The organism is Sphingomonas sp. (genome assembly GCF_017744835.1).
GTDB lineage: Bacteria > Pseudomonadota > Alphaproteobacteria > Sphingomonadales > Sphingomonadaceae > Sphingomonas.
Genome location: NZ_JAGIAM010000003.1, coordinates 58169 through 71106 on the forward strand (window position 1 = coordinate 58169; position 12938 = coordinate 71106).

At 66.8% G+C, this 12938-nt stretch carries 15 protein-coding genes; 10 read left to right on the plus strand and 5 right to left on the minus strand.

Annotated features, from left to right (window positions below; translation table 11 throughout):
• Positions 1-118: 118 nt before the first annotated feature.
• Together rpoH and J7500_RS08135 are read right to left on the minus strand one after the other, a co-directional pair.
• Positions 119-1024 (minus strand): RNA polymerase sigma factor RpoH, encoded by a 906-nt coding sequence (rpoH, locus tag J7500_RS08130; RefSeq protein ID WP_294061195.1) that lies wholly within the window; start codon positions 1022-1024, stop codon positions 119-121.
• 55 nt (positions 1025-1079) lie between these two features.
• The gene (locus J7500_RS08135; protein ID WP_294061197.1) at positions 1080-2030 is read right to left on the minus strand and encodes an RluA family pseudouridine synthase; all 951 of its coding nucleotides are present in this window, start codon (positions 2028-2030) and stop codon (positions 1080-1082) included.
• Between the two features lie 19 nt (positions 2031-2049).
• Between J7500_RS08135 and J7500_RS08140 the strand changes: the two genes are divergently transcribed.
• The 4 genes from J7500_RS08140 (at position 2050) to msrB (ending at position 5410) form a co-directional block, all read left to right on the plus strand.
• Positions 2050-2454, plus strand: a complete 405-nt coding sequence (locus tag J7500_RS08140) for a M67 family metallopeptidase (RefSeq protein WP_294061199.1) — start codon at positions 2050-2052, stop codon at positions 2452-2454.
• 84 nt (positions 2455-2538) lie between these two features.
• A complete protein-coding gene (locus tag J7500_RS08145; RefSeq protein ID WP_294062140.1) occupies positions 2539-3039 on the plus strand; it encodes an AAA family ATPase in 501 nt (166 codons plus the stop codon).
• A gap of 451 nt (positions 3040-3490) precedes the next feature.
• Positions 3491-4753, plus strand: a complete 1263-nt coding sequence (locus J7500_RS08150; RefSeq protein ID WP_294061201.1) for a reverse transcriptase domain-containing protein — start codon at positions 3491-3493, stop codon at positions 4751-4753.
• Between the two features lie 165 nt (positions 4754-4918).
• Positions 4919-5410: a peptide-methionine (R)-S-oxide reductase MsrB gene (msrB, locus tag J7500_RS08155; protein WP_294061203.1), complete on the plus strand. Its 492-nt coding sequence runs from the start codon at positions 4919-4921 to the stop codon at positions 5408-5410.
• Positions 5411-5708: 298 nt separating this feature from the next.
• Here msrB and J7500_RS08160 read toward each other — a convergent pair whose 3' ends face one another.
• Entirely contained in the window at positions 5709-6938 is a 1230-nt protein-coding gene (locus tag J7500_RS08160) for an FAD-dependent oxidoreductase (protein WP_294061205.1), read from the minus strand.
• 100 nt (positions 6939-7038) lie between these two features.
• Here J7500_RS08160 and J7500_RS08165 point away from each other — a divergent pair, with 100 nt between their 5' ends.
• The 3 genes from J7500_RS08165 (at position 7039) to J7500_RS08175 (ending at position 8536) form a co-directional block, all read left to right on the plus strand.
• Complete coding sequence (locus J7500_RS08165; protein ID WP_294061206.1) at positions 7039-7185, plus strand: lmo0937 family membrane protein; 147 nt, start codon at positions 7039-7041, stop codon at positions 7183-7185.
• Between the two features lie 78 nt (positions 7186-7263).
• Positions 7264-7908 carry a histidine phosphotransferase family protein gene (locus J7500_RS08170; protein ID WP_294061207.1) on the plus strand — a complete coding sequence of 215 codons (645 nt, stop codon included), beginning with the start codon at positions 7264-7266 and terminating at the stop codon, positions 7906-7908.
• A gap of 106 nt (positions 7909-8014) precedes the next feature.
• Entirely contained in the window at positions 8015-8536 is a 522-nt protein-coding gene (locus tag J7500_RS08175) for a superoxide dismutase family protein (RefSeq protein WP_294061208.1), read from the plus strand.
• Positions 8537-8538: 2 nt separating this feature from the next.
• On the opposite strand, the gene thpR is transcribed toward J7500_RS08175, so the two are convergent.
• Entirely contained in the window at positions 8539-9075 is a 537-nt protein-coding gene (gene thpR, locus J7500_RS08180; protein WP_294061209.1) for an RNA 2',3'-cyclic phosphodiesterase, read from the minus strand.
• Positions 9076-9189: 114 nt separating this feature from the next.
• On the opposite strand from thpR, the gene J7500_RS08185 reads away from it, so the two are divergent.
• The 3 genes from J7500_RS08185 to J7500_RS08195 all read left to right on the plus strand — a co-directional run bounded on the left by J7500_RS08185 (position 9190) and on the right by J7500_RS08195 (position 11383).
• Positions 9190-9951 (plus strand): Bax inhibitor-1/YccA family protein, encoded by a 762-nt coding sequence (locus J7500_RS08185; protein WP_294061210.1) that lies wholly within the window; start codon positions 9190-9192, stop codon positions 9949-9951.
• Positions 9952-10084: 133 nt separating this feature from the next.
• Positions 10085-10420 carry a hypothetical protein gene (locus J7500_RS08190; protein ID WP_294061211.1) on the plus strand — a complete coding sequence of 112 codons (336 nt, stop codon included), beginning with the start codon at positions 10085-10087 and terminating at the stop codon, positions 10418-10420.
• A gap of 12 nt (positions 10421-10432) precedes the next feature.
• Entirely contained in the window at positions 10433-11383 is a 951-nt protein-coding gene (locus tag J7500_RS08195; protein ID WP_294061212.1) for a cation diffusion facilitator family transporter, read from the plus strand.
• Positions 11384-11419: 36 nt separating this feature from the next.
• Here J7500_RS08195 and J7500_RS08200 read toward each other — a convergent pair whose 3' ends face one another.
• The gene (locus J7500_RS08200) at positions 11420-12655 is read right to left on the minus strand and encodes an MFS transporter (protein WP_294061214.1); all 1236 of its coding nucleotides are present in this window, start codon (positions 12653-12655) and stop codon (positions 11420-11422) included.
• Between the last annotated feature and the right edge of the window lie 283 nt (positions 12656-12938).

The window sequence follows — 12938 nt, forward strand, 5'->3', positions numbered from 1 at the left end:
GGTGTCGGGCGTCGGTATCACGGCAGGGGCGGACAGCGGGCGAAGGTCGTGCCCGCCGCCGCTCATGCCCGCAGGCCCGGCCGCGCGCAAGGCGAACCGGCGGCTGCGCGCGCTATGCTCAATGCGCCGCCAGCAGCCGCTTCTCGCCGGCGAGGCGCATCATCGCCTTCTGGAGCTTCTCGAAGGCGCGGACCTCGATCTGGCGGACGCGCTCGCGCGACACGCCATAGACCTGGCTCAGCTCCTCGAGCGTCTTCGGATCGTCGGTCAGGCGACGCTCGGCGAGGATGTGCTTCTCGCGCTCGTTGAGGTCGTCCATCGCCTCGGTCAGCATCTCGTGGCGGACGTCCGCCTCCTGCGCCTCGGCGACGCGCTCGTCCTGCAGCGGGCCCTCGTCCTGGAGCCAATCCTGCCACTGGCCCTCGCTGTCCTCGCGCATCGGCACGTTGAGCGACGTGTCGCCGCCCATCGCCATGCGGCGGTTCATCGACGTGACCTCTTCCTCGGTCACGCCCAGGTCGGTCGCGATCTTCGCCACATGCTCGGGGCTCAGGTCGCCGTCCTCGAACGCGTCGAGCTTGGCCTTCATCCGGCGCAGGTTGAAGAACAGCTTCTTCTGCGCGGCGGTGGTGCCCATCTTCACCAGGCTCCACGAGCGCAGGATGAATTCCTGGATCGAGGCGCGGATCCACCACATCGCATAGGTCGCGAGGCGGAAGCCCCGATCGGGCTCGAACTTCTTGACGCCCTGCATCAGGCCGATGTTCCCCTCGGAAATCAGCTCCGAGACGGGCAGGCCATAGCCGCGATAGCCCATGGCGATCTTCGCCACGAGTCGCAGGTGCGACGTGACCAGCTGCGCCGCGGCGTCAGGGTCGCCATGCTCCTGGAAGCGCTTGGCGAGCATATATTCCTGCTCGGGCGCCAGGATCGGAAACTTCTTGATCTCGGCCAGATAGCGGTTGAGGCTCGCCTCTCCGCCGAGCGCGGGGATCGTCGCTGGGACGTTGCTTCCGCTTGCCATGATCACATTCTCCCTTTCACTGGGCACGATGCCGTAGGCGTCGCGCCACGGAAACTCATACGTTAAGGTGGTTGAACAGTTCCTGCATGTCCGCAGGCATTTCGCTTTCGAAGGCCAAAGCGTGGCTATTGATGGGGTGAATGAACCCCAGATGCGCCGCGTGCAAGGCCTGGCGTCGGAAATCCAAGGTTTCCAGAACTTCCCGAAGATTGCCCACACGGCCATAGACCGGATCGCCGACCAGCGGGTGGCCGATCGAGGCCATGTGGACCCGGACCTGATGCGTCCGGCCCGTCTCCAACTTGCACTCGACCAGAGTCGCGCCGCGCAGCGGGCGAAGTGTACGCCAATGCGTGATCGCGTGCTTGCCCTGACCTTCGCGCACCACCGCGATCTTCTTGCGGTTGGTCGCCGATCGGGCGAGCGGCGCGTTCACCGTCCCCTCCGCCTTGAGCAGCCGGCCCGAAACGATCGCCTTGTAGCGCCGGTCGATCGAATGCGCCTTGAACTGGCGCGCCAGCCCTTCATGCGCGCGGTCGGTCTTGGCCGCGACCATCAGGCCCGAGGTGTCCTTGTCGATCCGGTGGACGATCCCCGGCCGCGCCACGCCGCCGATGCCCGAAAGCTGACCGGCGCAGTGGTGGAGCAGCGCATTGACCAACGTGCCGTCGAGATTGCCCGCGGCCGGATGGACCACCAGCCCCGCGGGCTTGTCGATGACGATCAGATGCTCGTCCTCGTACGCGACCTGGAGCGGGATCTCCTGCGCCTCGTTGTGCGCCGGCCTGGGCTCGGGCACCGCGACGCTGAACAGCGTGCCGGCAAGCGCCTTGCGCGCCGGATCGCGGGCGAGGCCCTCGGGCCCCGTCACGGCTCCCGACGAGATCAACGCCTTCAGCCGCTCGCGCGAGAGCGTGGGGACCGCATCCGCAAGCGCCCGGTCGAGGCGCCAGCCGTCGGCACCCTCCGAAATACGCGCTTCAATGATGGAAACCCCCGGAACCATTCTGTACCGGTAGATAGGTATGGAGTGTAGGATTTCAACCAGCCTGCTCGACGCGATCCGGCGGGAATCCGCGATCGTTGCGCCCAGGGAGGCATGCGGGCTGCTGTTCGGCGGACCGGCCGAAATCACCGATTGGCAGGTGGTTGAGAATGTTGCCGAAAACCCCGAGCGCCGGTTCGAGATCGCGCCCGCCGCGCTGTTCGCGGCGCTCAGGGCCGAGCGCGCAGGCGGCCCCCGCATCGCCGGCTATTGGCACTCGCACCCGAGCGGCGACGCCACCCCCTCGGCCACCGACGCGGCGATGGCGGCGGCGGACGGCAAGCTGTGGCTGATCGTGGCGGGGGCGGCGGCGCGGCTGTGGCGGGCGGAGGAAGGCGGCCCGGTGCATGGGCGGTTTCGGGAGGTGGGGGTGGTGGTTGGGTGAGGGCCTCAGGCCCTTCCGTCACCCCGGCCTTGTGCCGGGGTCCACCGGGACGCAGACCGTTAGCGGAGTGAAGCTTTGTTCGTGATGATTTCAGGGTGTTCGGGCGGGGGGAAGTCGACTCTGCTTTCGGAACTAGAACGGCGCGGGTACGCCGTTGTCGCGGAGCCCGGGCGGCGCATCATCGCCGAGGCGCGTGCCGGAGATGGTCGCACGCTTCCATGGATCGATGCGGCTGCATTTGCTCGACGCGCCCTTGAGATGTCCGTCAGTGATTTCGAGGCGGCCCGCGGTCTCACTTTCTTTGACCGCGGCGTCGTGGACGCGGCGGTCGCGATCGTTGCGACCGGCGGTGACTATCCAGCGCCAGTAATCGATTCCATCCGCTACGATCGGGTTTTCCTCGCGCCGCCATGGCCCGAGATTTATGTGAACGATGAAGACCGCCGGCACAGCTTGGACAAGGCTTTGCAGGACTATGGACGCGTGCAGCAGGCTTACCTGAACGCGGAGTATGCTCCCATAATGCTGCCGCGCGACACAGTATCGGCTCGTGCTGACTTTGTCCTGAGCCAGCTTCGGGTATAGCGGATACGAGCGGCTCCGGGGTGTCTTGCTATCGATCTTAGTGGCTGCGCCTAATTGTCAGCGATGCTATTATTGGATGTGCGTGGCAGTTGGCGAGCTGTCTCGACTTTGAACACCAATATCGATTGACGCGGCAATGAAGTTGTTCCTATCCTGTTCGCGTTGATCTCTGGCAGGAAGCGCGGCTGGCGGGATAACCGTCGAGAGCGAGCGAACCTGCTACGGCGAGGCGACGGCGCAAGTCGTCACCCCGATTGAGCGGCAAGGGCCGAAAGGTTCCGCTGCTGAGTTCAGCGCTCCGTCAGGCGGGTGAGGTTGATCGACAGGACCCCAAAGACGCTTGGCATCAGATCTTACAAGAGCGGTCCGGAACCTGAGGAACTTGGAACACGCGTGGGGCGTGATCCAACGAAACGGGCGCACATCGACATCCGAAGAGGTTCGGCTCGAATTGGAGGTTTTCGCCGAAGATGCGTCGGCCAAATTAAGATCGATCCAATCTCGCCTCGGACACAATTCGTTCAAGTTTGAACCTGCTAAGGGTGTTCCCATTCCGAAGCTCGATGGGCGAGGAAAAAAGACTGGTAAGTTCAGACCGATAGTACTTGCGCCGGTTGAGAGCCGTGTCGTTCAGAGGGCGATTCTCAACGTGCTGCTCGATGTTCCTACACTGAAGCCGTTTGTTCAGACCCCTTACAGTTTCGGGGGCATCAGAGGCGAGCGCGGACGAAAAGTCGAGAGATTAGCCCGCTCCGAATCTATTTCGGCGGTACCGGCTGCGATCAAGGCGGTTCTCGACGAGATAGGCGCCGGAGCCAGATTTGTCGCAAGTGCCGATATCCGGTCATTCTTCACGCGAATCTCGAAGGACGCAGTCACTCAAATCATCGCGGCCGCCATCAATGATGGCGAGCTAATTGCGCTCTTTCGTCAAGCCATTGATGTTGAGCTATCCAATATGGCGCAGCTCAGAGATAAAGCGGTCGATTTCCCCATCGAGGATATTGGTGTCGCTCAAGGCAATTCCCTTTCGCCACTCCTCGGAAATATCGTTCTTGCCGACTTCGATCGGGAAATGAACGAGGGTGATTGTAGGTGCATTCGATATATCGACGATTTCATCATATTAGCGCCATCCAAGGCGGCTGCGACGGCGCGCCTTCGGAAAGCCGCGAATATGCTCAAGGCGCTCGGCATGGAGCTTTCTCCCGAGAAAAGCTCAAAGGGCGGCACATCAATCGACGATGGATTCGACTTTCTAGGTGTCAATCTTTGCCTCGGTGCGGTCCGACCGGGGGCGAAGGCCCAAGCCAAGATACTACGTTCCGTACAATTGGCTTTTGAGGAAAGTCTCAAAGCATTGCGTGGCATCCGACACGGCCAAACTCTCGATCGCACAAGCTCGCTTTCAAGCACATTGAGGCGCGTTGACGGGATGATTGATGGCTGGGGAAAGCACTATTGGTTCTGCAATGATACGCAGGCTTTCTTAAATCTAGACGTAAAGATAAGCGAAAGCATCCGCCGCTATCTCGGTGAATATACGGCAATCCGTGCCGAGACGGCTACGACAAGCCACCAGCGAATGCTGGGGATTTCTGAACTCCGCTACATCGCGCGCGAACCTTTCAATTTTCCGGCAATCGGCACGCGGCGGGCAGAGCGCGACAGGAAATTTGCCGCAACGCTTTCATCGGCAGAGGGCCTATCTTAGACGCAAGATGCATCCCCGGACTGAAAAGGGCGGCGAACAGGCGCACGGCCCTGGAGATAAGATGGGCCTTGGTTCTTAGCCCGCAAACGCCTTTGACGGCCCCCACCCGCAGCGCCTATCCTGCCCCCGCAGCGCAACCGCCGCGCGCGACCCGGATGACCACCCATGACCCGGACCCAGGATCGCAGAACCCTCCTCGCCACCGGCGCCCTCGCGCTGGCCGGCGCCTCCGGCGCCGCGCTGGCCGGGCCGGCGCTCGCCGCTTCGCCGACGCCGCTGCGCCTCAGCGATGCCGAATGGCGGCGGCGGCTTTCGCCCCAGGCCTATGCGGTGCTGCGGCGGGGGGCGACCGAGCGGGCCTTCTCCAGTCCGCTCAATTCGGAGCATCGCAACGGCACCTTCCTGTGCGCCGGCTGCGCGCTGCCTCTGTTCGCCGCGCGCACCAAGTTCGACAGCGGCACCGGCTGGCCGAGCTTCTGGACGCATCTGCCCGACGCCGTCACGCAGAAGCGCGACACCAGCCTGTTCATGGTCCGCACCGAAGTCCGTTGCGCGCGCTGCGACGGGCATCTCGGTCATGTCTTCAACGACGGCCCCAGGCCGACCGGGCTGCGCTATTGCATGAACGGCGCCGCGCTGCGCTTCGTGCCTGCCTAGAGCGGCCGACGGCGGGCGACGGCGTCCTTGCAATGCAGGATTTCGCCTGCTTGGCTGGCAGTCCGCCGGCCGTGCCGACGGCGTTCTTTGAATCCGTGGAGCCCTGAGCCGGAACGCTCGACTGCCTCGACTTGCTTGAAGTCCGAGGCTGGCTGGACAGCCGAAAACCCCGTGGAAGCTGTCGTGTTCGTCAACTTCCGCCGGTGCGCCCGACTGCGCTCAAGGAAATTTCCTTGCGCAGGAGCGCAACAACATTTCCGAAAACGCGGGAAAAGTGGGAAGCCAGGCGGGCCAAATCCTATTCCGCCGGTACGAGCTCCTTGAGCGGCACTTTGGTGTCGGCGAGCTTCGCTGTGTCGACGCCCGGGACGAGCAGCAGCTTGCGCCCCTGGACATAGTCCTTGGTGGCGTTGACGCAATCGAGCGCGATCACCTTGCCGCCGCGCAGATAGATCAGCGAAAAGCTGCGCGCCGCGGGATCGCCGCGCAGGATCGTCGCGTCATGGCCGGTCGAGATGCCGACCGTCTGGAGCTTGAGGTCGTACTGGTTCGACCAGAACCAGGGCACCGCCTCGTAGCGCGCCTCCTTGCCGGCGATCGTCGCCGCCGCGGTGCTTGCCTGGTCGTTGGCGTTCTGGACCGATTCGAGCCGGACCAGCGCGCCGCCGGCATAGCCGTTGCTGTGGAGCGCGCAGTCGCCGACGGCATAGACGTCGGGCAGGCTGGTGCGGCAGCTCTCGTCCACCGTCACCCCGTTGGCGCCCTGCGCGCCAGCGGCGAGCAGCGGCTCGACGCTGGGGACGATGCCGATGCCGACGATCACCAGATCGGCCTCGACCAGCCGGCCGTCCTGGAGGCGGACGCCGGCGGCGCGGCCGTCGCGTTCCTCGATCGCGGTGACCGCGGCGTTGGTCAGGATTTCGACGCCGTGCGCGCGGTGCTCGGCCTCGTAGAAGCGCGACAGCGGTTCGCCGGCGACGCGGGCGAGGACGCGGTCGAGCGCCTCGATCACGGTGACCTGCTTGCCGAACTTGGTGAGCGCCGCGGCGGCCTCGAGCCCGATATAGCCGCCGCCGACGACGGCGACCTTCTCGGCCTGGGGGAGGGCGGCGAGGATCGCGTCGATATGCGCCTTGGTGCGCAGCACATGGACGCCGGGCAGGTCGGCGCCGGGGCAGGCGAGGCGGCGCGGCTCGCCGCCCGCGGCCCAGACGAGCGCGCCATAGCCGAGGATCTCGCCCTGTTCGTCGGCGACGGTCTTCGCGGCGTGATCGACCGCGGCGATGCGGCGGCAGGGGAGGAGCGTCACCTGCCGCTCTTCCCAGAAGGCGGCATTGCGGATCAGCATGCGCTCGAAGCTCTTGTCGCCGAGCAGATATTCCTTGGAGAGCGGCGGGCGCTCATAGGGCAGCTCGGGCTCGTCGCCGACCAGCGCGATGCTGCCGGTGAAGCCCTGCTGGCGGAGCGCGATCGCCGCCTGGGCGCCCGCATGGCCCGCGCCGACTATGACCACATCGTAAGACTGCATGGCGCACCCCTAAATGGCTGGGACGGGGATGCAAGACGCAGGGCGGGAACGTTCCGGCTGTGCAACACGTTCAGAGGCTCCCCAACACGGAGATTTTCCCATGCTCTGGACGATCGTCGTCATCCTGCTGGTCCTTTGGCTGCTGGGCTTCTCGCTCCACGTCGCCGGCGGCCTGATCCACATCCTGCTGGTCGTGGCGCTGGTCGTCGGGCTGATCCAGCTCTTCTCGGGCCGCAAGGTGGTATAGCCGCCTGCCGGGAAGGCTCCGGCTTGCAGGCCCGGGCGCGCTGCGCCAAAGAGGGGCCCGCTAGCCGGAGCCATTATCTTGAACATCAGCCCCACCGATTTCGCGAGCCTTCTCTGTTCGCGGCTGTGCCACGATCTGCTGAGCCCGGTGGGGGCGCTCAACAACGGCCTCGAGCTGCTCGCCGACGAGCATGACCCCGAGATGCGCGCGCGCTGCCTCGAGCTGCTGAGCGAGAGCGCCAAGGCTTCTGCGAACAAGCTCAAGTTCTTCCGCCTGGCCTTCGGCGCCGCGGGCGGCTTCGGCGAGACGGTCGACACGCGCGAGGCGCAGGCGGCGATCGAAGGGCTGTTCGGCGACAACCACCGGGTGAAGATCGGCTGGATGGTCGAGGACCCGGTGCTGCCCAAGCAGGCAATCAAGGTGCTGCTCAACCTGGCGCTGATCGGCGGCGATGCGCTGGTCCGCGGCGGCCAGCTCGACATCGGCGCGGAGATCGTCGAGGGCCATATCGAGATCGTGGTGCGCGCCGACGGGCCGCGCATCGTGCTCGACCCCGAGCTGCGCAGCGCGCTTGCCGGGGGGCGCGACGAGCTGCCGATCACTCCGCGCGCGGCGGCCGCCTATCTGGTCCATGCGCTGGTGACGCAGGGCGGAGGCGAGCTGCAGGTGTCGCCGCCGGATTCGGACGTGCTGCTGTTCGGGGCGTCGTTCCGGGTGAGCTGAGCCGAATTTCGCCGCGCGCCCTCTTGGAACGGGCGCCGCGGCACGCCATTACGTGGCAAGAATGGAATCGAGGGAGGACAGGCCCATGACCGGCATGCGGTTTTGGATGGCTTCGGCCGGGTGCGCGCTGGCGCTGGCGGCGGGGGGGTGCGCGACGCCGCAGCAGGACGCGCGCTACATGGCCGGGCATTTCCGCGCCCAGGCCGACCTGCGCACCGCCGACGGGCGGGACGTGGGCAAGGCGGTGGCCGAGGAGATCGACGGCAAGATCCGCGTGATCGTCGACGCGACCGGGCTGCCCAAGGGCGTCCACGGCACGCATGTCCATACCGTCGGCAAGTGCGAGGCGCCCGACTTCGCCAGCGCCGGCCCGCACTGGAACCCGACCCAGCACCAGCACGGCAAGGACAATCCGGCCGGCCCGCACGCGGGTGACATGCCCAACCTCGACGTGGGCGAGAGCGGCGCCGACCGCACGATCTTCGTGCTGCCGATCGGCACCTTCGAGCAGCTGATGGACCAGGACGGCGCGTCGCTGGTGATCCATGCCACGGCGGACGACTACAAGACCGATCCCTCGGGCAATTCGGGGGCGCGGATCGCCTGCGGGGTGTTCCAGTCGATGTGAGACTACCCCCGCAAGGGGTAGCGCTCGACGACCTGGTAGCTCGCCGCCTCATGGCCGAGGTGGCTCTCGAACAGGATGAAATGATCGAGCGCGAAGGGCGGGCTCGACAGGCCCGACTGCGCCTCGAGGAAGCGGTCGGCGGGGCCGGCGCGCGAATTCATCCGGGCGAGAGTGATGTGCGGCAGATAGGCGCGGCGCTCGGGGGGCAGGCCGCAGCGGACCACGGCCTGATCAATCTTCTTGTGAAGCTCGGCGAGGCGGTCATGCGGGCGGACGCCGGCCCAGAGCGCGTTGGGGCGGCCGCGGCTGCCGAACTCGCCGACGCCGTCGAGCGCGATCTCGAGCGGCGGGAAGCGGACGCCCGACAGCGCCAGCGCGACGTCCTCGGCCAGCGGCCGCTCGACTTCGCCGACGAAGCGCAGCGTGATGTGGAGCTGCTCGTCGCTCTGCCAGCGCGCGCCGGGCACGCCGCACATCAGTGCGAGGAGCCGCTCGCGGATCGAAGCCGGCGGACGAAGGCCCACGAAGAGGCGATGCATGGCGCCCTCCTTAACCAAAAGGGCGGCGGCGCGCGATCCGGTTTCGCTTGAAAAGACCCGCTCCAGCGATGATATTCAGGGCATCCGGCAGATGGCCGGGCAAAGGAGCTTGAAATGGCGAATTGGGATCCCCGGACTGGCACGGCGCCTTATGCGACGACGGCCACGCGCGCGGAAGCGTATGACGCGGGGCTCAGGGCTTACATGATGTCGGTCTACAACTACATGCTCTCGGGCGTGCTGCTGACCGGTATCGTCGCGCTGGTCTTTGCCAAGACCAGCCTGATCAATCTTCTCTTCACGATCCAGGAAACCGCCCGCGGGGTCGCTTATGGCCCGTCGCTGCTCGGCTGGGTGGTGATGCTCTCGCCGCTGGCGATCGTCTTCGCGATGAGCTTCGGCCAGAACCGCCTGTCGGAGAGCACGCTCAAGACGCTGTTCTTCGCCTATGCCGGCCTGCTCGGCGCGTCGCTCTCGACGATCTTCCTGGCCTATACCGACACTTCGATCGCGCAGGTGTTCTTCGGCACCGCCGCCGGCTTCGGCGCGCTGAGCCTGTGGGGATACACCACCAAGAAGGATCTGTCGGGCTTCGGCTCGTTCCTGATCATGGGCCTGGTCGGCCTGCTGGTCGCGATGGTGGTCAACCTGTTCGTCCAGTCGGGCACGTTCAGCCTGGTGCTCAGCGTCGTCGGCGTGCTGATCTTCGCGGGCCTGACCGCCTATCACACGCAGGCCATCAAGAGCCTCTACGCCTATGTCGCGGGCACCGAGGCGCAGGGCAAGGTCGCGATCATGGGTGCGCTGCAGCTCTACCTCGCGTTCATCAACATGTTCCTGTTCCTGCTCCGCCTGTTCGGCAGCTCGCGCAACTGACGCACGGCAGGGTAGCGGAAGCTTCCAGCAAGGCCCGTCGGGGAGACCCGGCGGGCCTTCTTCGTGGGGCCCGCGCGGGAACGCCGCCGCGGCGACGATCGTTACATAGGGGCAACGCTCAAGGAGAGCCCCGATGGTAAATACGACCGAGACGCCGCTGGACAGGATGTCGGTCGCCCCGCCCAACCCCGACGAGCAGGAGCGCCCCGCGCCCGTCGGATCGGCCGATGCCGGTACCGACACCTCGATCGCCGAGCGGCTGGAACGCAACCCGGAGAGCAAGGACGCCCGGCTCGATCGCGCGCTCGACGAGTCGATGGACGCCTCCGATCCTCCCGCCACCACCCAGCCGATCCACAATCACGAGCTGCCCGAAAGCTCGGGCTACGACCCCGCGGCCGAGCGCAAGCTCGCGGCGGGCGACAAGGGCTTCGTCGGAAGGGTGTTGTCGAAGCTGGGCCTGGACTAAGCGGCCCGCCCGGTGGCTGCATCCCCCGCGTCGGGCTGGCGCGCCAACATCGTCCTTTTCGCCGCGCTCGCGGCCAATCTCGGGATCGCCGTCGCCAAGTTCGTGGCGGCGGCGATCACCGGCTCCTCGTCGATGCTCACCGAGGGCGTCCACAGCCTGGTCGACAGCTGCAACCAGCTGCTGCTGCTCTACGGCCAGCGCCAGGCCAAGCGCCCGCCCGACCGCGAGCATCCCTTCGGCTATGGCCGCGAGCTCTATTTCTGGGCCTTCGTCGTCGCGATCCTGATCTTCGGAGCAGGCGCCGGCTTCTCGATCTACGAGGGCTATCTGCACATCCTCGATCCCGAGCCGCTGCGCGATCCGCTGGTCAACTACATCGTGCTGGGCATCGCCTTCGCAATGGAAGGCGGATCGTGGCTGGTGGCGCTGCGCGAGTTCGATCGCGGGCGCGGGACCAGCGGCTGGTGGGCGGCGGTGCGCGAGTCCAAGGACCCGGCCGGCTTCACCGTGTTGTTCGAGGATTCGGCGGCGCTCGCCGGGCTCGTCATCGCGGCGGTGGGCATCAGCCTGAGCCATGCGCTCGACGACCCGCGGATCGACGGCCTGGCCTCTATCCTGATCGGCTGCATCCTGGGCGCGGTGGCAGTGCTGCTCGCGCGCGAGGCCAAAGGGCTGCTGATCGGCGAGCGCGCCAATCCCGAAGTGATCGAATGCGTCCGCGAGCTGCTGTCGCAGCGGCCGGAGATCGTGTGCGTGAACCACGTCCGCACGATCCACACCGCGCCCGACCGGATCTTCGTCGCGATCAGCGCCGACTTCGACGACGCGCTGCCGATGGGGGCGGGCGAGGCGCTGATCGAGACGATCGAGCACGAGCTCAAGGCGCGGATGCCGGCGCTGTCGTCGATCTACATCCGGCCGGAGAAGGCCGAGGACGCGCAGCCGATCGCGGCGGTGGGCTGATCATTCCCCTTCCTTTCAGAGAGGGGAGTGCGCTCCCTACCGTCGGCCGCGGATCGCGAGGACGGTGGCGCCGGCGCAGAGGCTGATGGCGGCCAGGGTCAGCATCAGCACGCCGAAATCGTGCGGCGTGGCGAGCGACCAGGTGAGGGTGAGGCCGATCAGCGCAGGCAGCGTGTTGGTGAGGTTGACCAGCCCCAGGTCGCGGCCGCGATGGCGCGCGCTCGGCAGCAGCTGCATCGCGAAGGTGGCGTGAAGCACGAGGAAGACCTGCGATCCGATCGCCCAGGCGCCGAAGCCGATCGCGCCGGCGGGCCAGTCGCGCGCGAACGCCATCATCACCAGCCCCGCCGCCGCGATCCCCGCCGCGCCGAACAGGAAGGGCTTGCGGCGCCCCACCCGGTCCGACAGCCGCCCGGCGAGCACGGCGATCGGCAACGGGACGATGAAGGCGAGCATCAGGATGTGGCTCACGCGCGCGGCGAGCTCGAGCGGCGGGGCGCCGGGGACGACGCTTTCGAAATAATAGAGGAGGTACAGCGACAGGACGCTGCCCGCGATCTGCAGCAGCAGACGCGCAATCCAGGCGATCAGCAGGTCGCGACGCAGCACCTGCGCCTCGGCGGGAGCCTCGGGCGGCGGCGGCAGCGGACGGGCGCGCAGCAGCACCAGCGGCAGCGTGCACGCCGCCATTGCGCCTGCGACCACCGCCAGCCGGCTCGCCTCGTCGGGCAGGCCGGCGCTCACTACGCCCGCGGCGACGGCGGAGGCGAGCGGGCTCGCGACCGAGAGCAGGCCGCCGGCAATGCCCTTTTGCGAGTCCGGTATCTCGTCTGCCATGATCGCGAGCAGCGGGGCGAGCAGCAGGTTCACGGCGCATTGGAAGAGCGCAATGGCGATCACGATCCCTGCCGGCGACGTCACCGCGGCGACGAGCACATAGGAGGCCGCGGTCGCGACGATGCCCGCCGCCATCCAGCCGCGCCGCCCGCCGCCGCGCGCCACCGAGCGGTCGGTCAGCCAGCCGAACAGGATGTTGGAGAGGCTCGCGCAGGTCGCACCCGCAATCGCCGTCGCCGAGAAGAGCGCGATCCGCCCGTCGCCGGCCATCGCCTCGATCTTCATCGGCAGCAGCAGCGAGAGCAGCGGGAGGAAACCGATCGTCCCGCCGGCATAGGCGAGCGCGACGGCGATCAGAAAGCCGAGCGAACGACGCTCCGCCGGCTCGGCGCTGGGGTGCGGTGCGGCCGCAGGCGAAGGGGCGGGGGCGTGCATGCGGCTGATCCTGCCCGAAGCTTGCCCGCTTGCGACGGGATCGGCAACGGCTGTCGGGCTTTGCCGCGAAGGCGGAATTCCCGATCGGGCTTCGGGATATTTTTGTTCACGCAAAGGCGCAAAGGCGCAAAGGGGTTTTCCCCGGCTGCAATGACGGGAGCCCGCGCGAGCGGCAGCCATTGCTGGCCTCGAAGATTCCAGTCGCTGTCGCGACGGCTGCCCTCTTCGCGTCTCGGCGTGAGAAAACAAGATCCCGAAGCCCTCCCGTCATCCCCGCGAAGGC

Bases quoted from the DNA above. Each gene is read 5' to 3' on its own strand.
- rpoH (WP_294061195.1), bottom strand. From the start codon at position 1,024: ATGGCAAGCGGAAGCAACGTCCCAGCGACGATCCCCGCGCTCGGCGGA.
- J7500_RS08135 (WP_294061197.1), bottom strand. From the start codon at position 2,030: ATGGTTCCGGGGGTTTCCATCATTGAAGCGCGTATTTCGGAGGGTGCC.
- J7500_RS08140 (WP_294061199.1), top strand. From the start codon at position 2,050: ATGGAGTGTAGGATTTCAACCAGCCTGCTCGACGCGATCCGGCGGGAA.
- J7500_RS08145 (WP_294062140.1), top strand. From the start codon at position 2,539: ATGATTTCAGGGTGTTCGGGCGGGGGGAAGTCGACTCTGCTTTCGGAA.
- msrB (WP_294061203.1), top strand. From the start codon at position 4,919: ATGACCCGGACCCAGGATCGCAGAACCCTCCTCGCCACCGGCGCCCTC.
- J7500_RS08160 (WP_294061205.1), bottom strand. From the start codon at position 6,938: ATGCAGTCTTACGATGTGGTCATAGTCGGCGCGGGCCATGCGGGCGCC.
- J7500_RS08165 (WP_294061206.1), top strand. From the start codon at position 7,039: ATGCTCTGGACGATCGTCGTCATCCTGCTGGTCCTTTGGCTGCTGGGC.
- J7500_RS08175 (WP_294061208.1), top strand. From the start codon at position 8,015: ATGGCTTCGGCCGGGTGCGCGCTGGCGCTGGCGGCGGGGGGGTGCGCG.
- thpR (WP_294061209.1), bottom strand. From the start codon at position 9,075: ATGCATCGCCTCTTCGTGGGCCTTCGTCCGCCGGCTTCGATCCGCGAG.
- J7500_RS08185 (WP_294061210.1), top strand. From the start codon at position 9,190: ATGGCGAATTGGGATCCCCGGACTGGCACGGCGCCTTATGCGACGACG.
- J7500_RS08190 (WP_294061211.1), top strand. From the start codon at position 10,085: ATGGTAAATACGACCGAGACGCCGCTGGACAGGATGTCGGTCGCCCCG.
- J7500_RS08200 (WP_294061214.1), bottom strand. From the start codon at position 12,655: ATGCACGCCCCCGCCCCTTCGCCTGCGGCCGCACCGCACCCCAGCGCC.